This is a genomic window from Pseudochrobactrum sp. XF203, assembly GCF_020341615.1.
Classification (GTDB): Bacteria; Pseudomonadota; Alphaproteobacteria; order Rhizobiales; family Rhizobiaceae; genus Pseudochrobactrum; species Pseudochrobactrum saccharolyticum.
The window spans coordinates 1,106,922-1,130,870 of record NZ_CP084392.1; the positions used below are offsets into that span (position 1 = coordinate 1,106,922).

27 protein-coding genes and 1 tRNA gene are annotated in these 23,949 nt (G+C 51.1%); 11 read left to right on the top strand and 17 right to left on the bottom strand.

The features are described from left to right. The first annotated feature begins 217 nt into the window (after positions 1-217). Positions 218-868, top strand: coding sequence for an outer membrane protein (locus tag LDL70_RS04795; RefSeq protein WP_225687510.1), 651 nt, complete (start codon positions 218-220; stop codon positions 866-868). 445 nt (positions 869-1,313) lie between these two features. Next, entirely contained in the window at positions 1,314-1,964 is a 651-nt protein-coding gene (locus LDL70_RS04800) for an outer membrane protein (protein WP_022712154.1), read from the top strand. A gap of 70 nt (positions 1,965-2,034) precedes the next feature. Here LDL70_RS04800 and LDL70_RS04805 read toward each other — a convergent pair whose 3' ends face one another. The 4 genes from LDL70_RS04805 to LDL70_RS04820 form a co-directional block, all read right to left on the bottom strand. Next, positions 2,035-2,637: a glutathione S-transferase family protein gene (locus LDL70_RS04805; RefSeq protein ID WP_075654645.1), complete on the bottom strand. Its 603-nt coding sequence runs from the start codon at positions 2,635-2,637 to the stop codon at positions 2,035-2,037. A 21-nt stretch (positions 2,638-2,658) separates the two neighbouring features. Beyond that, positions 2,659-3,288 carry a ribonuclease T gene (locus tag LDL70_RS04810; RefSeq protein ID WP_370637805.1) on the bottom strand — a complete coding sequence of 210 codons (630 nt, stop codon included), beginning with the start codon at positions 3,286-3,288 and terminating at the stop codon, positions 2,659-2,661. Positions 3,289-3,514: 226 nt separating this feature from the next. Further along, positions 3,515-3,952 (bottom strand): hypothetical protein, encoded by a 438-nt coding sequence (locus tag LDL70_RS04815; protein ID WP_022712151.1) that lies wholly within the window; start codon positions 3,950-3,952, stop codon positions 3,515-3,517. A 104-nt stretch (positions 3,953-4,056) separates the two neighbouring features. After that, on the bottom strand, positions 4,057-4,941 hold the full coding sequence (locus LDL70_RS04820) for a 23S rRNA (adenine(2030)-N(6))-methyltransferase RlmJ (protein ID WP_225687513.1): 885 nt from the start codon (positions 4,939-4,941) through the stop codon (positions 4,057-4,059). 178 nt (positions 4,942-5,119) lie between these two features. Between LDL70_RS04820 and LDL70_RS04825 the strand changes: the two genes are divergently transcribed. After that, positions 5,120-6,004 carry a DMT family transporter gene (locus LDL70_RS04825; RefSeq protein ID WP_225688394.1) on the top strand — a complete coding sequence of 295 codons (885 nt, stop codon included), beginning with the start codon at positions 5,120-5,122 and terminating at the stop codon, positions 6,002-6,004. Between the two features lie 102 nt (positions 6,005-6,106). Then, on the top strand, positions 6,107-8,263 hold the full coding sequence (locus tag LDL70_RS04830) for a molybdopterin oxidoreductase family protein (RefSeq protein WP_225687515.1): 2,157 nt from the start codon (positions 6,107-6,109) through the stop codon (positions 8,261-8,263). Positions 8,264-8,430: 167 nt separating this feature from the next. On the opposite strand, the gene LDL70_RS04835 is transcribed toward LDL70_RS04830, so the two are convergent. From LDL70_RS04835 to purM, 3 genes are all read right to left on the bottom strand, one after another. After that, positions 8,431-8,943 (bottom strand): DUF992 domain-containing protein, encoded by a 513-nt coding sequence (locus tag LDL70_RS04835; protein WP_225687517.1) that lies wholly within the window; start codon positions 8,941-8,943, stop codon positions 8,431-8,433. Between the two features lie 329 nt (positions 8,944-9,272). After that, positions 9,273-9,914 (bottom strand): phosphoribosylglycinamide formyltransferase, encoded by a 642-nt coding sequence (gene purN / locus LDL70_RS04840; RefSeq protein ID WP_225687519.1) that lies wholly within the window; start codon positions 9,912-9,914, stop codon positions 9,273-9,275. Next, entirely contained in the window at positions 9,911-11,011 is a 1,101-nt protein-coding gene (gene purM / locus LDL70_RS04845) for a phosphoribosylformylglycinamidine cyclo-ligase (protein WP_225687521.1), read from the bottom strand. The genes purN and purM overlap by 4 nt, the downstream gene beginning before the upstream one ends. Positions 11,012-11,526: 515 nt before the next feature. Here purM and LDL70_RS04850 point away from each other — a divergent pair. Both LDL70_RS04850 and hdaA read left to right on the top strand, forming a co-directional pair. Further along, positions 11,527-12,618 (top strand): AI-2E family transporter, encoded by a 1,092-nt coding sequence (locus LDL70_RS04850; RefSeq protein WP_051139079.1) that lies wholly within the window; start codon positions 11,527-11,529, stop codon positions 12,616-12,618. Positions 12,619-12,865: 247 nt separating this feature from the next. After that, positions 12,866-13,594 carry a DnaA regulatory inactivator HdaA gene (gene hdaA, locus LDL70_RS04855; protein WP_116089182.1) on the top strand — a complete coding sequence of 243 codons (729 nt, stop codon included), beginning with the start codon at positions 12,866-12,868 and terminating at the stop codon, positions 13,592-13,594. Positions 13,595-13,599: 5 nt separating this feature from the next. On the opposite strand, the gene LDL70_RS04860 is transcribed toward hdaA, so the two are convergent. Then, the gene (locus LDL70_RS04860; RefSeq protein WP_225687523.1) at positions 13,600-14,508 is read right to left on the bottom strand and encodes a hypothetical protein; all 909 of its coding nucleotides are present in this window, start codon (positions 14,506-14,508) and stop codon (positions 13,600-13,602) included. Positions 14,509-14,807: 299 nt separating this feature from the next. Between LDL70_RS04860 and LDL70_RS04865 the strand changes: the two genes are divergently transcribed. The 3 genes from LDL70_RS04865 (at position 14,808) to LDL70_RS04875 (ending at position 16,297) form a co-directional block, all read left to right on the top strand. Beyond that, entirely contained in the window at positions 14,808-15,260 is a 453-nt protein-coding gene (locus LDL70_RS04865) for a hypothetical protein (protein WP_225687525.1), read from the top strand. Between the two features lie 224 nt (positions 15,261-15,484). Next, complete coding sequence (locus LDL70_RS04870) at positions 15,485-15,940, top strand: GNAT family N-acetyltransferase (protein WP_225687527.1); 456 nt, start codon at positions 15,485-15,487, stop codon at positions 15,938-15,940. A gap of 96 nt (positions 15,941-16,036) precedes the next feature. Beyond that, positions 16,037-16,297 carry a DUF2171 domain-containing protein gene (locus LDL70_RS04875; protein WP_116089179.1) on the top strand — a complete coding sequence of 87 codons (261 nt, stop codon included), beginning with the start codon at positions 16,037-16,039 and terminating at the stop codon, positions 16,295-16,297. 66 nt (positions 16,298-16,363) lie between these two features. On the opposite strand, the gene LDL70_RS04880 is transcribed toward LDL70_RS04875, so the two are convergent. Both LDL70_RS04880 and LDL70_RS04885 read right to left on the bottom strand, forming a co-directional pair. Further along, positions 16,364-16,978 carry an isoprenylcysteine carboxylmethyltransferase family protein gene (locus LDL70_RS04880; protein WP_225687529.1) on the bottom strand — a complete coding sequence of 205 codons (615 nt, stop codon included), beginning with the start codon at positions 16,976-16,978 and terminating at the stop codon, positions 16,364-16,366. Between the two features lie 148 nt (positions 16,979-17,126). Next, the gene (locus LDL70_RS04885; protein WP_022712137.1) at positions 17,127-17,459 is read right to left on the bottom strand and encodes a YnfA family protein; all 333 of its coding nucleotides are present in this window, start codon (positions 17,457-17,459) and stop codon (positions 17,127-17,129) included. A 254-nt stretch (positions 17,460-17,713) separates the two neighbouring features. Between LDL70_RS04885 and LDL70_RS04890 the strand changes: the two genes are divergently transcribed. After that, positions 17,714-18,280, top strand: coding sequence for a hypothetical protein (locus LDL70_RS04890; protein WP_225687530.1), 567 nt, complete (start codon positions 17,714-17,716; stop codon positions 18,278-18,280). A gap of 60 nt (positions 18,281-18,340) precedes the next feature. Here LDL70_RS04890 and LDL70_RS04895 read toward each other — a convergent pair whose 3' ends face one another. After that, complete coding sequence (locus LDL70_RS04895) at positions 18,341-19,456, bottom strand: choloylglycine hydrolase family protein (RefSeq protein ID WP_083646831.1); 1,116 nt, start codon at positions 19,454-19,456, stop codon at positions 18,341-18,343. A 184-nt stretch (positions 19,457-19,640) separates the two neighbouring features. On the opposite strand from LDL70_RS04895, the gene LDL70_RS04900 reads away from it, so the two are divergent. After that, positions 19,641-20,477: a hypothetical protein gene (locus tag LDL70_RS04900; RefSeq protein WP_225687532.1), complete on the top strand. Its 837-nt coding sequence runs from the start codon at positions 19,641-19,643 to the stop codon at positions 20,475-20,477. Between the two features lie 53 nt (positions 20,478-20,530). Here the strand turns inward: LDL70_RS04900 and LDL70_RS04905 are convergent, their stop codons facing one another. The 6 genes from LDL70_RS04905 to LDL70_RS04930 form a co-directional block, all read right to left on the bottom strand. Further along, on the bottom strand, positions 20,531-21,088 hold the full coding sequence (locus LDL70_RS04905) for a cysteine hydrolase family protein (RefSeq protein ID WP_022712132.1): 558 nt from the start codon (positions 21,086-21,088) through the stop codon (positions 20,531-20,533). Positions 21,089-21,213: 125 nt separating this feature from the next. Next, positions 21,214-21,786, bottom strand: coding sequence for a type VI secretion system-associated protein TagO (locus LDL70_RS04910; RefSeq protein WP_225687534.1), 573 nt, complete (start codon positions 21,784-21,786; stop codon positions 21,214-21,216). A 112-nt stretch (positions 21,787-21,898) separates the two neighbouring features. Further along, entirely contained in the window at positions 21,899-22,285 is a 387-nt protein-coding gene (locus tag LDL70_RS04915; RefSeq protein WP_022712129.1) for a hypothetical protein, read from the bottom strand. Positions 22,286-22,390: 105 nt separating this feature from the next. Continuing rightward, the gene (locus tag LDL70_RS04920) at positions 22,391-23,008 is read right to left on the bottom strand and encodes a GGDEF domain-containing protein (protein WP_225687536.1); all 618 of its coding nucleotides are present in this window, start codon (positions 23,006-23,008) and stop codon (positions 22,391-22,393) included. A 466-nt stretch (positions 23,009-23,474) separates the two neighbouring features. Then, positions 23,475-23,551, bottom strand: a tRNA-Arg gene (locus LDL70_RS04925). Positions 23,552-23,575: 24 nt separating this feature from the next. Continuing rightward, a complete protein-coding gene (locus LDL70_RS04930) occupies positions 23,576-23,887 on the bottom strand; it encodes an ETC complex I subunit (RefSeq protein WP_163026116.1) in 312 nt (103 codons plus the stop codon). Positions 23,888-23,949 lie beyond the last annotated feature (62 nt).

The following is a 23,949-nucleotide window of genomic DNA, read 5'->3' on the forward strand; positions in this document are numbered from 1 at the left end:
AAATACGTTAACTATTTAATATTTAAGAAAATGTTGCCTCTTTGCATCATCAGTTTCGGTTCGTTTTTCTGCTGCTTTTCTGCCGTTTTCTGGTCGTTTTTGTACATTTAAGCCAAGACTCTCCTGTCGGATATGACAGGGGAATAATGCCGGATTGAAATATGTTTTTGGCAATCCGGTTCTCATTTTTAAAATTGGAATATTGCAAGGAAATTTTATGAAACATTTTAAAACTCTGGCGCTGGTTTCAGCCTCGGCTCTTTCATTTGCTGTACCTGCTTCGGCAGCTGATATTGTTCGTGCGCAGCCAGACGTTCCTGCTCCGGTTGTGCAGACACCACCGCAGAAAACCTGGGAGGGTGGTTATATCGGACTTTATCTTGGTGCCGGTGCAAATAATTTCAAAAACAAATCCGCTGCCGGTAATCTGAAAAATAACAATGTGAAGCTTGGCGGCTATGCGGGCTGGAACTTCCAGAACGACAATATCGTTTATGGTGTGGAAGGTGATGCCGGTTACAACGGTGCAAAGAAAACCAAAGATGGTCTGAGTGCCCGCAGCGGATTTGACGGCTCTCTGCGTGCCCGTCTTGGCTATGATATGGGCGCAGTCATGCCTTATGTAACTGCCGGTGTTGCCGGTACGCAGGTGCGTTACAGCAATGATGCAGATTCCAGTAAGAAATTTCGTCTTGGCTGGACTGTCGGCGTCGGAGCCGAAACCATGCTGACACAAAATGTCAGTGCGCGTCTTGAATATCGCTATTCTGACTTTGGCAAGAAGGATCTCACATTGGGTAATGTTGCTGTGCCATCAGCACAATTGCAGAGCCACGATATCCGTTTGGGTGTTGGCTATAAATTCTGAAAACCACTCATTTTTCACAGATTCGCCTTAGCGCGTTTGGCTAAGCGGATTCGGATAAATAATGACGCCTATCCTCAGCGATAAAAAAGACGAATGTCGGGATGCGGTTAAGGGGTGGTAAAGAAGGCCGGAATTTTTCGGCCTTCTTTTTTATAAGAAAAACAAGATATAAATTTACTATCAAATAGTTGTGGTGATTTCGGCCTGTTCGGCAGTGGTTTTGACTGACATGTTTCAGCCATAATAAGGCCGGTTTTTTTCCATGCTACGGCATTTCTGCTGCCGTAATTCAGCGTCATCTTTTGCCTTGTTAAGCAATCTTCTTTCTCCCGTACAGAAATGGATCGGAAGGAAGACGGGGCGTATCGCGTTCAGCTCAGCCGTTACAGGTCAGGTCTGGAGGCTTCGCTGTACAACAGTTTAGAAATTTATAAGGACAAGGCGTATGCGCACTATCAAATCTCTGGCACTTGCTTCTGTTGCGTTGTTGCCGCTTTCGGCCACAGCTTTTGCCGCAGATGCGATTCAACCGCAGACATATGAGCCGGCACCGGTTGTAGATGTTGCTCCTCAGAGCAGCTGGGCAGGCGGTTATACCGGTCTGTATCTTGGCTACGGCATTAACAAATTCAAAACTGACAACTATGTTGGTGATCTGAAAGACAATAATGCCAAATTCGGCGGTTATGCCGGTTGGAACTTCCAGAACGACAATATCGTTTACGGTGTGGAAGGTGATGCCGGTTACAACTGGGCTAAGAAAGAAGAGCTCGGTCTGACTGCGAAGAGCGGTTTTGAAGGCTCGCTGCGCGGCCGTCTTGGTGTCGATATGGGGCCGGTTATGCCTTATGTGACAGCCGGTGTTGCCGGTACGCAGGTTAAATTCTCCGATGCAACCTCATCGCAGGATAAGTTCCGCGTTGGCTGGACAGCCGGTGCCGGTGCTGAAACCTTCCTGACACAGAATGTAACTGCCCGTCTGGAATACCGTTATTCCGATTTCGGCAAGAAAGACTTCCAGCTGGATAGCGGCACAGTCAATGACGGTGGTCTTCAGACCCACGATATCCGTCTGGGTGTTGGCTACAAGTTCTAAGGAATATCTCATTTAGTTGAGATCATGCCTGATAAAAAAGCCGGGAAGCAATTCCCGGCTTTTTTTGTTTTTACGCAGCTTTCGGCAATTGTGCAGCCAGTTCCGGATGCACTTCGGCAAAGCGCTTGACCCAGCGTTTCAGTTTCGGACGGCCGCGTTCCCAGCCATTGCCGAAGCGCAAATTGAGATAGCCGAGCGTTGCGGCAATAGCGATGTGCCCGCCATGGATTTTGGTGCCGATACGCGGCGCTGTTTCATTTAGCAGATCGAGCGTGCGTTCTGCCTTTTTCCAGTACCAGTCCAGCACCGGCTGATGCACGATTTCTTCAGGGCGCATGCGACGTTCATAGACATGCGCTACCAGCACATCGGCAAGACCATCTGCAATTGCTTCAAATTTTTCAGCATCCAGACGCTTCTCAGCATTGCGCGGAAACAGCTTGTTGCCGGAAATGCGGTTGAGATACTGGGTGATGACGCGGCTGTCGAAAACAGTTTTGCCTTCCGGTGTAACCAGCGTCGGAATTTTGCCGAGCGGATTAGCGGCAATCAGTTCTGCCGGTTCTTCGCTGGTTACGACAATATGTTTTTCCAGTTCAATACCGGCATATTGCGCTGCAAGACGCACTTTGGCGCTGAAAGGTGAGGAAGGGGATGTGTAAAGTTTGTGCATGTTGGAACCTGAGATAAGAGATCAACGGTTAGGAAGCAGAGTAACGGAACGGCTGCGGCAGGAATTACGATCCACTTCGCCGCATGAACGGAATTTGAGGCCTTTATCCATACAGATACGCACCTCCTGAAGACGCCTGCGATTGCAGGTCACGGCAATTGCATCTCCGGTCAAACCCGGATTTGCGGCAATGAATGCCTTTTCAACAAGCTGCGGATCAACATTGCGCGGGCTTGCGACATTGCGCAAGGCAGGCGGAACAGTCACAGCCTGATAGGCCTTGCCCAGCGTAGAGAAATAATCGCGCTGACTGATCCCCGCGCAGGTGCCATGTTTGCGCCATTCATGGCGCATCAGACCGGCTGAGGGCATAATGTCGGACAGGGATGAGACGATATCCCGTGGCACCGTGTCATTGGCCTGCCGGTGATCGCAGCTTTCAGGAAAACCACGATCATATTGCGGCCACAGACCATGAACGATGAAACCGTAATTACGGCCGGTGCCGCATTGTTGGCGGGCATTGGAGCGGTTGCCATTATCAGCGCAATAGCTTGGCGACCAGCTGAGCGACAGGACATAGAAGTCAAAATTCGCATTGCCGGATGGTGATGGCGCATCCTGCGGCTTAGGTAATGTACGCTGCGGGATTTTGTTTTCCGGCTTTAAAACCGGTCTGTCCTGATTGTTCAAAGGGTTGAGTTTGCGCAGATCATTGCCCATGCTCTGCATCAGCTTATCACTGAGGGATTGTGCTGATGCCGGCATAGTTAAAGCGAGTGCGGAGGCAAGCAAAGCCGTGGCAACAGAAAAACAGCCCGTTTTGCTGGGGGCAAACGGGCTGTGTGCTTTCAATCGGATGCGTGACATATGCGGATCAGCGAAGCACGCGGCAGCGGCCGTCATAGACAAACCACTTATCAAAACCGTCTACACAGGATTCGACATTGCGTCCCATGGATGCCAGTCCCTGACTTTCTTCTACCATATACCAGATATTGCGGTTCTCGCCATTGGAGAGCACGGCAGTGGCGCGGCAATAATGGCGCTCAATACCTGACGGGTAGGTTTTCGGATCATAACGTGTTGCGCTGACATTGCTGACGGCATTGATGCTGACAGCAGGCATTTCCGGCACACCGCGCACAAGGCGGTCGAACTGTGCGACCGCGCTGTTGATGACGCTTTGTTCGTGGCAGACAGGATCAGTCACGGCAGGGGCAGTTGCAATATAATCCGCAGCCTGTGCCTGAGAAAAAGATCCTGCTGACAGACCTGCAAGCAGCGCGAAAGCAAAAGCGGAGCGTAATGACATGAATCTGTCCTTATTGAAAACTGTTAACCGAAGTTTTTGCCATATTCCTGTGTCGGGTCAAGCCTCAACAACGCACAAGAGAGTGATCATTGGCAAATGAGCACTTATTTTTCCGTCCGCTCTTCGCCGTTGATCCATTCAATCTTATAGCTGCCCTGATTATTCTCTCCGAAAAGCGTTGCCAGCCATGGTGAGATTTTAGTCATTTCCTCCTGCAGCAGATAAGGCGGATTGATGATAATCATGCCGGTGCCGTCAAAGCGTGGTTCCTGCGACGGTGCACGCACTGCCAGTTCCAGACGCAGAATTTTTGGCAGACCGGTTTCTTTCAAATTAGCGATGAAGCGGTTGACCTCGCGGCGGTCTTTCACCGGATACCACAAAGCATAGGTGCCGGTGGCAAAGCGGCGGTGCGCCTTCACCAATCCTTCAACGAGGCGGTCAAATTCTCCGGCAATTTCAAATGGCGGATCAACCAGCACCACACCGCGTTTCTCCTTGGGCGGCAGATGTGCACCCAGCGCCAGCCAGCCATTCAATTCGGTGACACGGGTCTGGTAATCGCCTTCAAATAAAGCGGCCAGTGTTTTGAAATCCTGCGGATGCAGTTCCAGTGCCGAAAGGCGATCCTGCGCGCGCATCAGTTTTCGTGTCAGTAATGGTGAGCCCGGATAATAACGCAGGTTGTTGCCTTTGACGGTGCTGTTTTCCTGCTCAATGACATCGAGATAAGGCGCGATCAGTTCCAGCACTGCGGCAGGAATGCTGCCTGCTGCTTTGGCGTCAAAAACCTGCTCGATACCGCTGCGCCATTCCAGTGTTTTACCGGCTTCCACACCACTTAAGTCATAGCGACCGATGCCTGCATGAGTGTCGATCACGCGCAGGGCTGCCTCCTTGCGCTGCATATAGAGCAGTACACGGGTCAGAACGATATGTTTGAACACATCGGCAAAATTTCCGGCGTGATAGGCGTGACGATAATTCATATTCAGTATTTCCGGTGTTCGAAAGCGCAGTGCTGCAGGCGGGATTCAAAGCAGGACGCTTTGTCATGGTCAATGCCATATATCTGTTCAGACGGGATTATGCCATAACCAGCATACCGGATGTGCAGTCAATCTGATTCTGCCTTTTAGACCGGTTATGTAACAGTCCGGTGACATGATGTCTGGTTTTGTCGTTCTGATCGTTCTTTTCGGCGCATTGCTGCATGCGAGCTGGAATGTCATCGTCAAATCCGGCACAGATAAATATCTCAATGCCGTTCTGGTCTGTGGTGCTGCCGGTCTGGTGGCGCTGGTACTGATCCCGTTTCTACCGCTGCCCTTAGCTCCAAGCTGGCCTTATATGATTATATCAACCATTTTTCAGGTTTGTTACCTGTTCATGGTTGCTGCCGCTTACAGCAACGGGGATATGAGTCTGGCCTATCCGCTGATGCGCGGAACGCCGCCTTTGCTGGTTGCTATGGCTGCGGGTCCGCTGATCGGTGAAGTGCTCGGTGCCGGACAATGGCTGGCAATCGGGTTTATTTCCTGTGGTGTCTTAACAATGGCACTTGGCAGCCGCCGGAAAACGGCGGCAGGGGCTCTCGGCAGCCGCCAGAAAGTTGCGGCAGGGCAAAACACGTCCCGCACCGTGATAATCGCGCTGGTCAATGCCTTATTCATTGCAGGATATACGTTGGTGGATGGTATCGGTGTGCGTGTATCCGGTAATGCGATATCCTATACGCTCTGGGCATTCCTGTTTAACGCAATCCCAGTGGTGAGCTGGGGGATATGGAAATATCGCGGACAGCTTGTCGGACATATCAGGCAGCGCGGCCATCTGGCGATGATCGGCGGTGCAGGCACGCTCGGCTCTTATGGTCTGGCACTCTGGGCAATGACCATGGCACCGGTTGCGATGGTTGCAGCCTTACGTGAGACCTCAATCCTGTTCGGCATGATCCTCTCTCTCTTTTTGTTACGGGAGCATATCAGCCTGAAACGTCTTGCCGGAGCTTTGCTGATTGTTTGCGGCACAGTGCTGATGCGTTTGGTCTGACAGGACTGATATCCGATAAAAATAAAGCTGTGCTGATTTATCGTCTGTCGGAACGGCTATATTTTTGTATGGTGCTAAAACAACTCCTTCAGGAATTCTTACATGACATTGCGCGTTGCACCCCAAATCGGCCATTCGGCCTGTCCGCATGATTGCCCTTCCACCTGCGCGCTCGATGTTGAAATTCTGGACAGCCATACAATCGGGCGTATTCGCGGTGCCAAGGATAACAGCTATACGGCTGGCGTTATCTGCGCCAAGGTCGCGCGTTATGCCGAGCGCGTTCATCATCCTGAACGCCTGCTGAAACCGCTGATCCGCAAGGGTGCCAAGGGAAGCGGGCAGTGGCAGGAAATCTCATGGGCTGACGCACTGGATCTGACCGCAGAGAAATTTCTCAAAGCCGAAGAGCAATATGGTTCCGAGAGTATCTGGCCGAATTATTACGCCGGAACCATGGGGCTGGTGCAGCGCGATTCTATCAATCGTCTGCGCTATGCCAAAAAATATTCCAATATGTTTTCCAGCTTCTGCACCAATCTGGCATGGACAGGCTATATGGCTGGCACCGGTGCTCTGCGCGGGCCTGATCCGCGTGAGATTGCCAAGTCCGATTGTGTGGTGATCTGGGGAACCAATGCCGCCGCCACGCAGGTCAATGTCATGACCCATGCAGCTCGCGCCCGTAAAGAGCGCGGTGCGAAAATCGTGGCGATTGATGTTTATGAAACCGCGACCATCCGGCAGGCGGATATCGGCATTGTGCTGAAACCCGGTACTGACGGGGCCTTTGCCTGTGCGGTGATGCATGTGCTGTTTCGTGATGGTCTGGCAGATTGGGATTATCTCAACCGCTATACGGATGCGCCTCAAGCACTGGAGCAGCATCTGCAAAGCCGCACACCGCAATGGGCGGAAGCGATCACCGGTGTATCTGTTGAGGATATTGAGGCTTTTGCTCAGCTGGTGGGAACGACAAAACGCACTTATTTCCGTCTGGGCTATGGTTTTTCCCGCCAGCGCAATGGCGCGGTGAATATGCACGCCGCTTCCTGCATCGCGGCTGTAACCGGTGCATGGACATTGGAGGGCGGCGGTGCTTTCCATTCCAATTCCGGTATTTTCGGCATGGATAAGTCGGAGATTGAAGGATCCGCATTTGCCGATCCGTCGGTCAGATCGCTGGATCAGTCGAAAATCGGCCGTGTGCTGACCGGTGACGCAGAAGCGCTCTATGGCGGGCCTCCGGTGATGGCAATGCTGATCCAGAACACCAATCCGGCCAATGTTGCACCGGAGCAGCGTCTGGTGCGGCAGGGCTTTATGCGGGAAGACCTGTTTACCGTGGTGCATGAGCACTTCATGACCGATACGGCGAAAATGGCTGATCTCGTGCTGCCTGCCACGATGTTTCTGGAGCATGATGATATTTATCGCGGCGGCGGTCAGCAGCATGTTTTGCTCGGTGCCAAACTGATTGAAGCAGCGGGTGAGGCTCGCGAAAATATCTATGTTATCAATGAACTGGCCAATCGCTTAGGTGTTGGTCATCTGGATGGTTTCAATCTGCCTGCGCGTCAGCTGGTCGATAATCTGCTGGCTAAAAGCAATATGCCTGATTTTGAAACCATGCGTGAGCAACGCTGGCTTGATAAGCAGCCGGATTTTGAAAAGTCCCATTATCTCGATGGTTTTGCTTGGCCGGATGGTAAATTCCGCTTCCGTGTGGATTGGCAGAAACAGACATCACCGGATCGCCCGCCGCGAGCTATGGGGCTTCAGGGGCCTTTTGCGGACATGCCGGAGTTTCCGGATTATTGGGCAAGTAACGAACTGGCCGATCCGCAGCATCCGTTTAAACTGACCACATCACCGGCACATAATTTCCTCAACTCGACTTTTGCGGAGACACCAACCTCTCTGGCAAAGGAAATCCGGCCACAACTGCTGATCCGCGACGATGATGCGGCAGAGCTGGGGCTGGAAGACGGTGCACGGGTACAGATCGGCAATCAGCGCGGTGAGCTGGTTCTGCATGTTAAAATCCAGCAGGCCAATGATAAATTGAGCGGAGCCAAGAAACTGCGCCGTGGCGTTGTAGTTTCGGAAGGCCTGTTCCCGAATTCATCTTTTGAAGGCGGTGAGGGGATTAATATTCTGACCGGTGCCGATGCGGCCGCGCCGCATGGCGGGACGGCGTTCCATGATATTAAAGTCTGGATACGTCCTTATGAAGATACGGCCATAAAAGCGGCCTGAGATTTCTCAAAACAAAAAGCCCGCGCCGGTGACAGCGCGGGCTTTTTAAAAAATGGGGCTTGTATTTTGGCGCGCATCTTATCCGATCGAAGCATACTAGGAAATCAGTCCAGTGAACTGATTTTCCTGCGTAGGCGCTTTAAACTTTTCGGGATGCGCTTTCAAAATTAGCCTTCATATTTCAGGCGGAAGTTGGAAAGCGCAACCGCAGCATTCAGACCCTTCTGACCCTGAATGGAGATCGGCTGCAGGGAAATGTTTTTCCATGTGCCACCGGTCAGGACATTGGTGCCTGCTCCGATACCGATCGTTGCATTGGCGGATGCGCCGACATAGCTGCCGCGCAGTGCGCCTTCAGGGCGTACGGTTGGTGCCCAGACAGCCCATGCCAGCTGACCGGCATTGTAGAAGCCGATATCGACACCGATTTTGGTGATCTGGCCGCTATAGCGCTCGGCAGGTGCACCGCGCTGTGCAGGCTGGAATACGCAATCCAGATCCTGACGGCTGCCAATGATAACACCGATTGACGGCTGGAAATCGCAGGTCAGAACACCGACTTCCGAGCGTGGTTGAACAATGGCATTGCGGGAGGAAGCCATGTCGGCAGCAGATGCTGAAACAGCAAAAGTACCGGCGGCAAAAAAGGCCATAAGTGCAACAGAGTTACGGAGAGACATGATATCTTCCTCTTCTTATTTTTAGACGCATCCCCGAAAGTGTAAAATAGCTTCAGGACAGATGCGTGTTGATACAACCAGAGCATTTCACAGTCAATTTGACGGCCGTGATAATGCGACAAACTAAAGAATCTAGAGCGAGTGCCGTGATCCAATCTGGACGTAAGCCGCTCTAGTTAAAGCGTTTGAACGCTCAAAGTCTCTGCCTGAAAAGCGAACCATAATGACGGGAATCATCTGATTGCTGAACATGCAGCACAAATGTGATATGTAGCTATTTAGGGTAATATCGTGGCACGTTAAGAGGAAATTAACAATTTGTTATTTCGTCATGTGCTAATGAGTATCTGTGTTGCTGATTTGCCATGCTTTTCAGAACCGGAAGCCGTAGCGAAATTACGCAGAGCCTGCGGATAAAGCTGATGCTCTGCGGTCAACACGCGTGCTGCCAGCGTTTCAGCCGTGTCACCCTCAGCAATGGCCACCGCTGCCTGCGCAACAATCGGGCCTTCATCCATGCCTTCAGTTACCAGATGCACGGTACAACCGGCCAGTTTCATACCGGCATCCAGCGCACGCTGATGTGTGTGCAGACCCGGAAACAGCGGCAGAAGGGAAGGGTGAATATTGAGGATACGTCCTTCATAAGGCGCAATGAACCGGCCGGAAAGCAGGCGCATATAGCCTGCAAGGCAAACTATATCCGGAGCGATTGCAGCCAGTTGCGCAAGAATTGCATCTTCATGCGCTTCTTTGGAAGCATAGTCTTTGCGGACAAAAACATGGGTCTTGATGCCTGCGGCCAGAGCTTTCGCCAGACCGCCGGCTTCTGCCTTGTCGGAGATGACGGCAACAACTTCTGCCGGATAATCCGGTGCCTGTGCCGCGCGGATCAGCGTCTCCATATTGGAGCCGCCGCCGGAGATAAAAATGACCACGCGTTTGCGCGGTGCTGAAGGCGCGTGGCTCATAGGGAAAGTGTGCCCTGATAAACGACGCCCTGATCTTTTGCCTCACGCGCAATCATGCGGCCGAGTGTGACAACAGTTTCGCCTTCGGCTTTCAGTGCCTGAGCAACAGTTTCCGCTTTGTCAGCAGAGACAACAACAATCATGCCGATGCCGCAGTTGAAGGTGCGCAGCATTTCATGGGCTTCAACACCGCCGGTTTTGGCCAGCCATGAGAAAACAGCCGGAACCGGAATCGCAGACAGATCAATTTCAGCCGCCAGTGCTTCCGGCAGAACACGCGGAATATTGTCAGGGAAGCCGCCGCCGGTAATATGCGCGAGTGCTTTAATCGCGCCGGTCGAGCGGATAGCCGACAGCAGGGATTTCACATAAATGCGGGTCGGGGTGAGCAGGGCTTCACCCAATGTCTTATCGGCAGCAAAAGGTGCTGCATCCTGCCAGCCAAGGCCGGACAGTTCAACAATGCGGCGAACCAGCGAGAAACCGTTGGAATGAACACCGGAAGAACCAAGGCCGAGAATAACATCACCGGCTTCCAGATCACCGGCAGGCAGCAGCTGACCGCGCTCTGCGGCGCCAACCGCGAAACCGGCGAGATCATAATCACCGTCGCGGTACATGCCTGGCATTTCAGCGGTTTCACCGCCGATCAGCGCACAACCGGATTGCAGACAGCCTTCGGCAATGCCTTTAACAATCGCTGCACCCTGTTCAGGATTGAGTTTGCCGGTGGCAAAATAATCGAGGAAGAACAGCGGCTCTGCGCCCTGTACCACGAGGTCGTTGACGCACATGGCAACCAGATCAATACCAACTGTGTCGTGACGATCTGCATCAATAGCGATTTTCAGCTTGGTGCCGACACCGTCATTGGCCGCTACCAGAACCGGATCTTTAAAGCCTGCGGCTTTCAGATCAAACAACCCGCCGAAGCCGCCGATTTCTCCGTCAGCACCGGGACGGCGCGTGGACCGCACCAAAGGCTTGATCTTGTCGACCATGCTGTTGCCCGCATCAATATCCACACCGGCATCGGCATAGGTCAGGCCATTTTTCGCGTCAGCGGCTGCAGGGGATGGGGTTTTCGACTGTGGCATTGGTAGCTCCCGATACACAGCGCAGCCGTAAGGCCGATGGAAGAACGGCAGGGCAGGCTGCGGTTAATGCTTCAAGCAGGCGCAATGACACGAGATTGCTTTATCCGCAAGCATCTTTCGTCATTTTTAACTGATAAACACCATGTTATGAGATGAGCAGAGCATATGTCGCAGTTAATTTACTCTGTCGCTGCAATGAAAGCAGGTGTGATAGGTCCTAGAGCGGTTTACGTCCGGATTGGATCATAGTGCTCGCTCTGGATTCTTTATTTGGTCGCATTATCACTGCCGTCAAGTTGATCCAGCTTAACTGTGAAATCCTCTATCTTGACCGGAGGCTGAAATGCGACATATTCAGACTTTTTAAGCAATGGCGGTTTTATATGAGCAAATCGGATACCACACCACCTAAATCGCCATCCCCCCGTGCATCGCGGGCAAAGTCGGAAGCGCTGGTCAAAACCACGCCGCAACAGGTTATCATTCCCGCGACTGAGAATGAAGTGCGTCTGGATGTGCAGGTCAGTGCACTCGGTGCAACCGTGCGTAAACAGGCTTTTTTCTGGCTGTTTGCAACGGTTGTTTTTGTTCTTTTCCTGACCGTGTTCAGTTCCATTTTGCTGCCCTTTGTAGCCGGACTTGCTCTGGCTTACTTTCTTGATCCTGTGGCCGACCGGCTTGAACGTTTCGGGATGTCGCGTCTGGTGGCAACCGTGGTTATCCTGATTACCTTCGTCTTTGTGTTGGTGCTGGGGCTTATCATCATCGTGCCGGTGCTGGTTACACAGCTGGCCGAGTTCATTTCGAAATTTCCGGGTTACTTTACGCAGCTCCAGTCGCTGATCGCCCATCAGGATTCTGAATGGCTGCAGAAATATCTCGGCATTAACAGCACGGTCATCAAAGATAATCTGAGTGGCTTTCTCAAGCAGGGAGCCGGTTTTCTGACCACTTTGCTGCAATCGCTGTGGAATTCCGGCAAGTCGCTGATTGATATTGCCGGTCTGTTTGTGGTGACACCGGTGGTTGCGTTCTACATGCTTCTCGACTGGGACCGCATGGTCAATACGATTGATTCATGGGTGCCGCGCGATCATGTGAAAACTGTGCGCCAGATCGCCCGTGAGATGAATGATGCGATTGCCGGTTTTATCCGCGGTCAGGGCACGCTGTGTCTCATTCTCGGAACATTTTACGCTGTCGGCCTGACGCTTACCGGTTTGAATTTCGGCTTGCTGATCGGCCTTTTCGCCGGTCTTATCAGCTTCATTCCCTATATCGGCTCGATTGTCGGTCTGGTGCTGGCAATCGGTGTGGCGCTGGTGCAGTTCTGGCCGGATTGGGTGATGGTTGTTATCGTCGCCTGTGTGTTCTTTGCAGGCCAGTTTATTGAAGGCAATATTCTGCAGCCGAAACTGGTGGGCAAATCTGTTGGCCTGCATCCGGTATGGCTGATGTTTGCACTTTTTGCCTTCGGTTCGTTCCTAGGCTTCACGGGGATGCTGATTGCTGTGCCTGCTGCGGCGGCAGTCGGGGTGCTGGTACGTTTTGCAATCGGGCGGTATCTGGAATCGCCGATGTATAAAAGCAGTAACGGAGAAAACTGAGCCGGAAGTTTTCAACAGCTTTGTCCACAGGCTTGTGGGTCACGGGGATAAGCTCAGACAACCGGTGCATTCGTGCCGGTTGTGCTTTTCTAAAGGGGGGAAAGCAGTTACTGCATCATTCTGACCTGTATTTTGAAGATTTGACAGGTTCTGTGATGGAACAGCTTGAACCTCGCCCCGAAATCATGTGATGAATTTGTATGATTTGTAAGCAGGCCGGAATTCGGGCTAATAATTTTGGGTAATTATGTCTGCTGAGCACCGACAAATGCCGCTCATTCTTCAGCATGAGCCAGGCTTTACGCGCGATGATCTGGTTGTCACCGGATCGAACCGTGCGGCTGTCGATCTGATTGATCGCTGGCCGGACTGGCCGTCGCCTGTCGCGCTGCTTGTCGGACCAGCCGGAGCCGGCAAGACGCATCTGGCCGCCATCTGGCGCAGCCAGAATGATGCGGCAATCCTCGATCCGCATGATATTGATGCACAGTCACTGGAAATCGCTGCACAGCGACCGGTGCTGATTGATGATATCGGTGCAGAAGCTTTCGATGAAACCGGTCTGTTCCATCTGATTAACACGATCCGCCAAACCGCAGGCAGCTGCGAAAACGGTCAGTCGCAGGCATCATTGCTGATGACGTCGCAATTACAGCCGTCGCAATGGAATGTGTCGCTGCCTGATCTGGTCTCCCGCCTGAAAGCGGTGACAATTGTCGATATTTCCGAGCCGGATGATTATCTGCTGAGCACAGTGATTTACAAGCTGTTCGCCGATCGTCAGGTCAGTGTTGATCCGGCGGTTATCAGCTATATTGTCAGTCGTGTTGAGCGCTCGCTCGACAGTGTGATTGTGCTGGTTGATCTGCTCGATCATATGGCTCTGCAACAAAAAAGCCGGATTACCAAAGCGCTGGCAATACAGGCTTTGCAGGCAATGGCAGATGCATTGCCTGACACTTCATCTCAAAACTGATTTTTCTATTTGCCGACCGGCTGTTGCGGATAAACCGGCGCAACCAGTCTGCTATTCTGTGTTTTCGCTGTGGTGCCACTATTGTTTGGTACTGCGGCAGGGCGGATTGACCCTGTGGTCATACCGGAATGTTGAGACGCTTGCGGTGCGGAGACTGCACGGAATGAGCGTGCCTGCGCTTGTTGATTTTTGATAATCAGCTGATCTTCCTGCACCCAGCCAATAATATTGGTGGATGGTACGACAACACGGTGCCAGCGTCCGACTTTGGCATAGGAGCGCATCTCGCGGCCTTTTTCGACCCGGCCGACAGTCTTGGCCTTATCCCATGCTTTTTCGTGAATGGTCAGATCCTGTCTGGCAATAATTGCTTTCGGCACTTTGAATGCACCGCTGGCATGGCGGCTGTTGTCATCCGGTGCGGATTTTCCGACCGGAGGCAAAGCGGGCATGGTGTTCTGCGGTGCAGGTTTTGGCGGTACGATCTGAACTATTGCCGGTTTGCTATCCGGACGTGGAGCAGGTGCAAGAGCGGCAACCTGTTTCGGAGGTGACTTCTGTTCACTGGCAACGCTCTGGCCGATATTCAATGGCGGCCTGCGTATTGGAGACGGCGGTGTCACAGTGGATTCAGTATTTCTGGCGGTTTCCGTATTCCTGCTCTGAGGCTGCACCGTTCTGCGTTCTGAACTGGCTGTAGCAGCCGAACCGGAACGGGATGCGGAACTATTGGTCGCTGTGCGGAACAGGCCTGATACGCTGGCAGACGGGCTGCGGCTTTGCGATGTCGCCCAGAGTGCTGCAGCACCAATCACCACAATTGCACCAACGGTCAGAACAGCCGTCGTGGACTGACCCGAGCTTTTGCCGCGCGTCGGGCGCTTTTTGCGGGAAGTGGTTTTTCTCGGAGCCATATGTCTGCGCCTTTATATCGGTCAGCATTCAGATGCACTGAACCAAGCTGAGTATTTCGAATCTGCCTGTATTAAGCTACCGCGCGAATCTTCGTATTTGGTTACTATGCTCACCTTTTGTTCTCTGTGTCCGGCGTAAAATAACTTATTTTCGGCACAATATCGGCCAGAAACAGTCCCGAAGCAGGCGCAGCATTTTTGCGCGGCCGCTTCTGACCGCGCCGGATTAACCAGCCATCTGCAGCTGACCATTACACACGGCCTGTGTGCAGAGGAAAATATGGAGCGTATGAAACAAAATGAAAAAGCTTGTTTTGACATTGAGTGTTCTCGGCACCGTTCTGGGATTGTCAGCAGCGCCGGTCTTTGCGGGACAGACCGCAGCCGCTGCCTCGAAAACTGACATGACAAAAATGCAGCATGGCACGGATAAGGCTGCCGGCGGGCCGGGCATGATGATGGATGCGGCAGGCGGAAAAATTCTGACCACTGCAGAAGGGCACACGCTGTATACGTTCGATAAGGATAGCGGCGGCATGTCCAATTGCGATGCCTCATGTCTGAAAATCTGGCCGGCCTATCATGCCTCCGCCAAAACCAAAGCGGTTGCGCCATGGTCCAAGGTGAAAGCTTCAGACGGTAAGGACATGTGGGCTTATAACGGCAAGCCGGTTTATACCTATATTAAAGACAAGAAAGCCGGTGATATGGAAGGCGATGGTGTCGGTGGCAACTGGCACGTTATCAAATAAAATTTGTGTTTCCGCTCTGATATAGGTCTTGCTCATCAGGTTGAAATATTTGATGGGCAGGACTTTCTGTGTGCTAGAGCGCCGTGTGCCAGACTTGGCACACAAAGGACGCTCTAACACTTTAAAATTAGAGCATAATTTCACCTTAAACTGATCCAAGTTTAAGGAATTATGCTCTATCTTCCCCGCGTAACAGGAATGGAAAACTATCTTGAGGGAGTGATATGGCACATATTTTCCGGCGGGCTGAAGAGCGGGATCTCATTGAAATTGTGGCCATGCTTGCCGATGATGTTTTGGGGGCAGCGCGTGAGGATCAGTCCGTTCCGTTGAACAAAGCCTATCTGGATGCCTTTGCCGCAATCGGGCGGGACGAGAACCAGTTCTTGCTGGTTGTCGAAGCTGACGGGCAGGTTGCCGGTTGTCTTCAGCTCAGTTTTATTCCGGGTCTTTCAAGGCTTGGGATGTGGCGCGGGCAGATTGAAAGCGTGCGGATTGCCCGTGATTATCGCGGGCAGGGCTTGGGCAGGCAGATGCTGGAATGGGCAATCGGTCAATGCAGGGAAAAAGGCTGTGGTCTGGTGCAATTGCATACGGATATTTCGCGCAAAGATGCGATCCGTTTTTATGAGCAGCTTGGTTTTAAAGCCAGTCACGCCGGAATGAAGCTGGCTCTCTAAAATATTTGCAATCATTTGCATCGAATATGCTGCTGCTGCGTTATTGTCAGACCGGAGTATTTTCTCTGAACCGCTTTGAAACAGGAGATACAATCAATGGTAGATACTGCAAAAATCAAAGAGCATTTTGAAGTGATCGGTGCAGACGGTGTTCACGTTGGCATCGTCGATCATGTGGAAGGTGACCGTATCAAGCTCACGAAAAACGATGCCGGTGCGGGTGCGCATCATAAGCACCATCATTATATTTCACTGGGGCTGGTTGCTGATATTGAGGGCAATAAGGTTCGCCTTTCAGCCAATGCTGATGTTGCGATTACCTTCGAGGAAGAGAAAGACGGTAAAGCCGCTATGTGAAGCTGCTCCGGTTCTCCGATAATCAAACCCGCCATTTCCTGAATGGCGGGTTTTATTTTGAAACATTTAATAAGTGTAGAAAAGGATGGGAATAAATCCTGCGGTCTGTAAATGTTCGACCGTTTCGAAAAACGGAAATGCAACAAAGAACACCAGCCCGTCAAAGAACGTATTATAGAGCGTTTTCGGACGGATGGTCAGAGTCTCCACATCTCTGTAGCCGGAGAAACGCGGGAAAAAGCGCGGTATTTCAAGCTTATAATCGCGATAGGGCTGGCCGAAAGTGTTTTCGAGATAGCCTTCCTCGGCAAGAATAACGAACAGGAATGTGATGTAGCAGGCAATTGCCAGCAGGAGCGCAACACCGAGACTGCCGGTGAGGCAGCCGATACCGAATGCGCCGACTGAGCTGAAAACATAAAGCGGATTGCGGCTCAGGGAATAGGGGCCGGTGCGAATGATCTGCGCGCCTTTGTGCCCGCCGATATATAATGTGCACCACATGCGGCCGAGAATAGCCACCATGATAAAGCCGAGGCCGAAGGCTTCAATATATTCATGGGTGCCGCGCGGCCATGCAGAGCGTACGAAAAGTAAAGCAAGGAACAGGAGAACTATAATAATCGCTACGGCAAGGCGCCGGCGTGCCTGATAGCGGCTCATTTCTTTCATGGATTGCATTGGGCAGGACCTGTGTCTGTGGATTTACTGTCATGGAAACAGAGTCATTATCGCAGAGAGGATCGTCTGTTATGACGATCACATATCTGTTCTTCAGAAAGCGGATTATTTTATGTCCGTATTTATTCCTTGCCCGAATGTAGACGATTTAACCGCGTGGCCCAAACAGGATGATGCCTGCACCGGCGAGTGCCAGCATACCGCCGGTAATGTCCCATCGATCCGGCGAGAAATCCTCTGCCAGCCGCAGCCATAATAATGAGGCGATAATATAAATGCCGCCATAGGCCGCATAGGCACGCCCTGCAGCCTCAGCATCAATAAATGTGAGCAGCACAGCAAACAGGATCAGGGATGCAATGCCCGGCAGCAAAAGCCATACGGGTTTATCCAGTCTCAGCCATGCCCAGAAAGCAAAGCACCCTGCAATTTCAGCAACCGCAGCCAAAGCATAAATAAGAATCTGTGAGACGGGGTTCATAGCCGGCGGTGCTCCTGATATCTGCATGTAATCTCATAAAGCATAATAATCTTACCGGTTTAAGAAATCGCACAATCATTTCAAAACGGAACAGAGAGTGATGAGATTGTTCATTTCCTGTTCAATTTCTGTGTTCTAGAACCTGCACTGCGAGCGTATATTGGTGAGACTGCTTCGGTGGCCGGAAACTGTATCTGCTCTGTTTTTTTAAAGGCTTCACCATGAGCATCAGCTCATACAGGAAGGAAATTCAAATGAGCACAATGTCGATTGCGACAAATCTGTCCCGCGCCGTGTTGTTTCTGGCAGTCGTTGCCGGTGCTTACGCAGTTGATACCGGAACAGCATCAGCTCAGGAAGTACGGCAATGTGCCTCTGAAGGGGGCGTGTGCCGCATTCCTTATCCGACAGAAGTAATTTACGGCAGCGGAAGGCGGGCAACATCGCGCTTTATTAATCAGCCGCAGGTGCGTTGCTCGAACTCCGTCTTCGGCGATCCTGCATATGGCAGAGCCAAAACCTGCTCTTATGTTGTTCGTTATGACGGACGTGACCGCGGCGGTTACGGACGCGATCGTGACGGATATGGCCGTGATCGTGACGGGCGTGGCGGCTATGGACGGGATCGTGATAATGACCGTGAATGGCAGCGTTGCGCACGCGAAGGCCAATATTGTGATTTCTCCGGCCGCAAGCGTGTACGTTACGGCACACAGGATCGCTTTGTTGAGCGTGTATTCCGTGGCGGCGTAAATTGTGACAACCGCACATTCGGTGATCCGGATCGCGGTGTGGCGAAAAGCTGCTATGTCCTCGATTGAGATTGATGCATAGTGAACCAGATAAAAAAACCGGAGCTTTTCAGCTCCGGTTTTTTGTTTTTACTTGGCGAATTCAACAGAAGGTGGTGTGATCTTCGGGCTGAGAGGTGCTTTTTTCAGCTCTTTTGCATCCAGATCAAAGCTTTTGATATCGATGCCGCGCAGAACCTGATCATCATACATTTTTACATAGTATTTTTGATTTTTCAGATCAGCAATCGTTGACCACTGGGTATATTCCAGCGGAATTTTCAGCTCTTTCGCGGTCTGAATCCAGCCTTTCGGAATATCGAAATTGTTGAGAATGTGCTCGGTCAGACGCACAGCATCATCCCCGCTCGGCTGTTTTTCAACAGTCTGCACATAGGCCGCGGCGCGCACAAAACGCGATGGCGGGGTCGAGTCACCCGGAATGCCAAGCAAGCCTGATCCCTGACCCAGCGGTGAGAATGTCGTGCCGGCGATTTTGAGATCCGGTGCATTGAGCGGCGACATTTTCAGGAAGTTTCTGAGATTGGTCATATGCCAGTCAAAAGACGGCGAATTGGTCATGACGCCGACAGGATTGTCGTAAATCTTGAGCTTGCCATCAACCGGTTCAATCACAATCGAAGCGCCGCTGGCATCATGAATTGTATAATGCAGCGGTGGCGCAAACCCCATTTGTGGCTGAACGACATTAATGACGCTCATATCCTGAATGGCGGTTTTGACTTCTTCAACCGTTGCGAAATTGGTCAGAACCCAGCTCAGAACATCCCATGGTGCCAGAGATTTTTCTTTGTCGGTTTTGGAACCGTCGGCATAGCCTGCAAATTCAGGGAAATACAGAACACCACCGGCAAGACCTTTTTCATTCATACCGTCAACAAGAGTGGTCTCGCCAAGGGCGTTCATGCCGATGGCAGCATATTTACCCTTCCAGCTCATGCCGGCTTTGCCGTCGGCACCGGTTGTGTGCAGCGTATAGGCGCGCGGAATAACCAGAGCATTGGACTGCAGCTCAATTCCGAATTCCATAGTGCGGGCATAAATGCCGCTGCCGTCGGTTGTCGGCAACAGAAAGCTGGTGCAGGCAGCTGCCGCATAGGGCGCTGAAACAGCGGCAATAACAGTCAGGGCGGTGGCGGATTTGACAAATTTGTTCTTAAGGAAGTACGGGAAACTCGGTTTCAAAAGGATGCTCCTTCCAGAGAAATGGACAAAAACTTTTATCACGCTTTGTGTGAATCAGATATGAAGAAATCTATTGAAAAATTGGTTTAATCTTGATCTTATTCTGGTGATTTCTCAAAGTGTAAATATAGACAGTGCAGTTATATCGTTTTGCAGACATTGCTTATTGAGGGGCGATAAAAATATGAAGTGTTTATCAGGAATCAGTACTGCACATATTATCTTTGCCGCATGTATAAGTGCTGCAAGCATTGCCAGCGGGCAGGCTTTGGGTGCCGATATTCTGGCGCCGCAGCCCGTTGCAAAATTTGATGAGCGACGCTGGAAAGTGATTGTCAGTCCTTATATCTGGGCGGCTTCCCTGGATGGTCATGCCAATATTATGGGTCGCCGTACCAATATTGATGTGCCTTTCTCGGATATTTTCGAAAATCTTGATTTCAGCGCCATGGGCAATGTGGAAGTCACAAACGGCCTCTATGGGGTGTATTTTGACGGACAATATACCAAAACCAGTCAGGATGAATCATTCCATGAGCAGACTTTGGGAGCGGATGTTACGATGACAACGCTCTCCGCCGGTGCGTTTTTCCGTGCGGTTGAAGTGCCGCTGGAAGGCGAAACTGTTTTCGGTACGCAGCGGGTGTTTGCGATTGAGCCGACTGCCGGTCTGCGCTGGACGCAGCTTAAAGTCGATTTCATGCTGGATCGCTGGTCTGAGCGTCGTAAACTGGAATGGACGGATCCGTTCATCGGAGCGCGTATTCAGGCGGATCTGACGGATCGCTGGCATTTATTTGCTGAGGCGGATGTCGGCGGTTTCGGTGCCGGTGCAGATTTGAGTGCGCAGGGGCAGGCCTATCTTGGCTATCGCACACATATCTTTAATCAACCGGCATTGTTGCGCTTCGGCTACAGGGCGCTGTATCAGGATTATGATGGGGGCGATGTGCTCGGCCACAGGTTCAAGTGGAATGTTACCGAACACGGGCCTGTTGCCGGTGTCTCACTGGTTTTCTGAGTTTGCTGAGTTAGCCGCTTGCCTGTTTGATTTGGCAGGCGGCTTGTTTTTGTTCATAAGCTGATTTCAGCAGAGGGCTTAACTGCCACGGATGCAGCATCGGTGCCAAAGCCATTCAGTGTTTCATTATGGTGCTTCATAATATCCGTATAAAGCAGAGTGTCAGAGTCACCCGTCATATGACCATCTGCAAGCAGGGTCACGTCATAGCCCAGTGATATCGCACGTCTCACTGTCGTATCAACGCAGAATTGTGTCATGCAGCCGCCGGTAATGAGATGCGTGACACCATGGTCTTTCAACCGGTCTGCCAGCTCTGTTTCGAGAAACGAATCCGAATATTTCTTGTGAACAAGGATATCATTGCCCGTAGCAGCGATTTCCGGACGCAATTCCCAGCCTGCAGTATCCTTTTCAAGTCTGTGACCTTTGGCGCCGTCATGCTGGATCAGAAAAACAGGGATATTGGCATCATGTGCCTTTTGCTTCAGCGCCTGAAGCCTGAATACGGTTTCATCCAGCGCGGCTTCAAGTTCAGGCATTCGTTGCGCTGACGCTTTACCGGCAATGATTGCCTTCTGAACGTCGATAATCAGGAGTGCAGTTGTCATTCTGTCAGAAACCTTGCCTTGGAATATGTCTGCGATGCTTGTGTTATAAAATAGCAGAAACCGGACCAGAGACTAATTTAAATGGTTAGAGCGAGTTTTGCGTGCCAAGTCTGACACACGGCACTCTATTGATAAATATCCCGCTCGCAGGCTTTCGCAATTTTCGCAGTAATATCTTCAACATCAGCCAGATCAAACATAACCTCGACAGGCGGAGTGTCGATGCGCACCGATAGCATGCTGTTATTTTTCAGCTGTTTTATGAATGGTACAGATTCTTCATCAGACCACAGGCCGACAGACATGAAGTTCGCAGAGCGCTCCCAAAGCATGGTTTGCGGGGCTTCATCGCCTGTTCTGTGAGTGACTTTGGTGGTTTCTGCCGCGCTTGAAGTGCCGGTCGTAAGAATTACTGAAATTGTGGAATTGTGGCAGCGAAGCCCGAGAGCAACCGAGTCGAGCATGACTATTTTATTTTTACTGCCTCTGGGCAGCAGAAAAGCGGATATTTGCGCGCTGTCATCAACAGGGGATCTGTTTTCAGAGATGTGCCAGTTCTGAGAGGGTGAGGACTGATTTGTTTTTGGGAAAAGCTTGTCAAAGCAGGCCAGTCGCTGCGCAGGGTCTTCAATCACACTGCATGAATTTGCTGAGGTCTGGGCTATGGCATTGGTTGCCCATAATGCAAATATGGCCATACCGGTCAGTATTATGCGCATTGAAGCCCCCATGCAGCGCCACAAAGCGGAACAGACGAGCAGAGTAGCTTTGCTTGTCTGCGGTGCTGTTCCGCTTGTTTTTGTTGTCAGATTAAGCTGATTTTTTGCGGCGCAGAAGCGTGGCAATACCGCCTAAGAGCAGGCCGAGACCTGCACCGATCAGGCCGAAGCTTAAGGCATTGGAACCGATATCGGACTGGTTGGCTGATGCAATAGAGGCCGCTGCTGTTGTAGCATCAGAGCCCCCGGCTTTTGCGTCCATCATTGCTACCATGCCTGGCTCGGAGCATTTAGGCAGAAGTGAATTCTTGGCTTCCGCGCTGTTAGCATAAGTATCCGATACGATTTTTTCGCATCTTTGCTGATCGGCAAGCGATACAGAGCTGGTGCCGAATTGCAGATACAGACCTGCTGCAAGGACGAGAACGCCGAGGCCGGTCAGGATAACAGGGCGGGATGAGGAATTTGCCTGAGCCATTAAGATTACCTTATTATGTTATGATGTTCGGAATAGAGTTGGAGTTTTATGCCAAGGCAAGTCTTTTTTCAGAATGAAATGCTGAAAACAGGCCGCTATCAAGCATTATGCAATAATCAGATTGCGTCCCTGCCGCTTGGCAATATACATTTTCTCATCTGCTTCCAGTAAAGACTGATCGAGATTGAAACCGGCTTCGCACAAAGTGACACCAATACTGGCAGTGATGCTGACAGTTTTATTGTCGGAAGCGACAATACGCAGAACACTTATTTCCCGACGAATATTTTCTGCATATTGATAGATGAAGCTGACATCCGCGCTGTTGATGAAGACGCCGAACTCCTCACCGCCCAATCTTCCGGCAAAGCCGTTTCTCAGACTCAGGCGATTGAGCAGTGCGCCGATACGGCGCAACGCCGCATCGCCGGTTGCGTGGCCATATGTGTCATTGATGGTTTTGAAATGATCGAGATCGATAAACAACAGACCGCCGGTTTGCTGACTGTTGCTCGCTGTGATGAGCTTGTCAAAAAAAGTAGAGCGGTTCAGGACGCCGGTGAGACTGTCTTCGCGCGAATGTTTGATGAGTAGCGCATTGGCTTTTTCAAGCTCCTCCTGAATTTCCAAAGCTTTATTTCGCGCAATCCTGAGGCGTTCAGTATTCAGATAGTGCAATGCAGACATCGGAATAGCGGTCGCAAGCGGACAGACAATCGTCATGATAAGTCCGGCTCCGGCCAGTTGCCCTCCCATCATGGGGACAAAAATACTGGTAATAATGAGGGTAAATATAAGCGCCAGCGCACCTGTTGCTAATGCTTTGAATAGAATGCGCCAATAATTAATCATATTTCGTGCTTCAGTATTGAAAGTCCGGCAGGAGAGAAATCGCGGGAGTTACTTTTAGCACGCCAGCTTCATTTTCTATAGATACTAATGAAACTGATTTCTGCGTCAGTCACGCAGCTTTTGTTACAACGGAAATATTATGAGATATCAGTTCAAAGGATGAGAATCTTAATTTTTTAAATGAGCTTTTTATTATTCTTCGGGGAAGGGGAGCTTCTGGCTGTGAATGACAATTATTCGCGTATTTGAATCACCGCAACGCAGGCGGGGTAGGACTTAAACCGGACAAAATACCGGAAGTCTGCAATCTGAAATCTTATGTAAAAGATTGAGTGAATGGCGATCCCGACTGGATTCGAACCAGTGACCGTCGGCTTAGAAGGCCGGTGCTCTATCCAGCTGAGCTACGGGACCGCATATTCTGAAAGCGGTATATAATTAGTGAGTCCAAGGCTGCTGGCGGTCAAAACGGAAATTATCCGTGTAAGACACTTTGCGGCGTTTGGCTTCTTTAGGCTCTTCAATCCGGTAAGCAATGCCGTATTTCTGCGCATAAGCGATCGCTTCTTCGAGGCTCTCGAAGCTCATACGGATCTGGCTTTTCATATCACGGGAAGAAGTATAACCCATCAGCGGTTCAATTTTACGGGCTACTTCAGGCTCATATTCAAGAAACCAGGCTTCGGTCTTGGCTTTACCGGATTGCATGGCAGTCTTGGCTGGACGATAAATACGGGCAACCATATTCATATACCTCAGGGCACAAAAGCGACCGTCAAATCTTATATTTGCTGGTCTGTTAAACGAGAGAC

Bases quoted from the DNA above. Each gene is read 5' to 3' on its own strand.
- LDL70_RS04795 (WP_225687510.1), top strand. From the start codon at position 218: ATGAAACATTTTAAAACTCTGGCGCTGGTTTCAGCCTCGGCTCTTTCA.
- LDL70_RS04800 (WP_022712154.1), top strand. From the start codon at position 1,314: ATGCGCACTATCAAATCTCTGGCACTTGCTTCTGTTGCGTTGTTGCCG.
- LDL70_RS04805 (WP_075654645.1), bottom strand. From the start codon at position 2,637: ATGCACAAACTTTACACATCCCCTTCCTCACCTTTCAGCGCCAAAGTG.
- LDL70_RS04815 (WP_022712151.1), bottom strand. From the start codon at position 3,952: ATGTCATTACGCTCCGCTTTTGCTTTCGCGCTGCTTGCAGGTCTGTCA.
- LDL70_RS04820 (WP_225687513.1), bottom strand. From the start codon at position 4,941: ATGAATTATCGTCACGCCTATCACGCCGGAAATTTTGCCGATGTGTTC.
- LDL70_RS04825 (WP_225688394.1), top strand. From the start codon at position 5,120: ATGTCTGGTTTTGTCGTTCTGATCGTTCTTTTCGGCGCATTGCTGCAT.
- LDL70_RS04830 (WP_225687515.1), top strand. From the start codon at position 6,107: ATGACATTGCGCGTTGCACCCCAAATCGGCCATTCGGCCTGTCCGCAT.
- LDL70_RS04835 (WP_225687517.1), bottom strand. From the start codon at position 8,943: ATGTCTCTCCGTAACTCTGTTGCACTTATGGCCTTTTTTGCCGCCGGT.
- purN (WP_225687519.1), bottom strand. From the start codon at position 9,914: ATGAGCCACGCGCCTTCAGCACCGCGCAAACGCGTGGTCATTTTTATC.
- purM (WP_225687521.1), bottom strand. From the start codon at position 11,011: ATGCCACAGTCGAAAACCCCATCCCCTGCAGCCGCTGACGCGAAAAAT.
- hdaA (WP_116089182.1), top strand. From the start codon at position 12,866: ATGTCTGCTGAGCACCGACAAATGCCGCTCATTCTTCAGCATGAGCCA.
- LDL70_RS04860 (WP_225687523.1), bottom strand. From the start codon at position 14,508: ATGGCTCCGAGAAAAACCACTTCCCGCAAAAAGCGCCCGACGCGCGGC.
- LDL70_RS04865 (WP_225687525.1), top strand. From the start codon at position 14,808: ATGAAAAAGCTTGTTTTGACATTGAGTGTTCTCGGCACCGTTCTGGGA.
- LDL70_RS04870 (WP_225687527.1), top strand. From the start codon at position 15,485: ATGGCACATATTTTCCGGCGGGCTGAAGAGCGGGATCTCATTGAAATT.
- LDL70_RS04875 (WP_116089179.1), top strand. From the start codon at position 16,037: ATGGTAGATACTGCAAAAATCAAAGAGCATTTTGAAGTGATCGGTGCA.
- LDL70_RS04880 (WP_225687529.1), bottom strand. From the start codon at position 16,978: ATGCAATCCATGAAAGAAATGAGCCGCTATCAGGCACGCCGGCGCCTT.
- LDL70_RS04885 (WP_022712137.1), bottom strand. From the start codon at position 17,459: ATGAACCCCGTCTCACAGATTCTTATTTATGCTTTGGCTGCGGTTGCT.
- LDL70_RS04890 (WP_225687530.1), top strand. From the start codon at position 17,714: ATGAGCACAATGTCGATTGCGACAAATCTGTCCCGCGCCGTGTTGTTT.
- LDL70_RS04900 (WP_225687532.1), top strand. From the start codon at position 19,641: ATGAAGTGTTTATCAGGAATCAGTACTGCACATATTATCTTTGCCGCA.
- LDL70_RS04905 (WP_022712132.1), bottom strand. From the start codon at position 21,088: ATGACAACTGCACTCCTGATTATCGACGTTCAGAAGGCAATCATTGCC.
- LDL70_RS04910 (WP_225687534.1), bottom strand. From the start codon at position 21,786: ATGGCCATATTTGCATTATGGGCAACCAATGCCATAGCCCAGACCTCA.
- LDL70_RS04915 (WP_022712129.1), bottom strand. From the start codon at position 22,285: ATGGCTCAGGCAAATTCCTCATCCCGCCCTGTTATCCTGACCGGCCTC.
- LDL70_RS04920 (WP_225687536.1), bottom strand. From the start codon at position 23,008: ATGACGATTGTCTGTCCGCTTGCGACCGCTATTCCGATGTCTGCATTG.
- LDL70_RS04930 (WP_163026116.1), bottom strand. From the start codon at position 23,887: ATGAATATGGTTGCCCGTATTTATCGTCCAGCCAAGACTGCCATGCAA.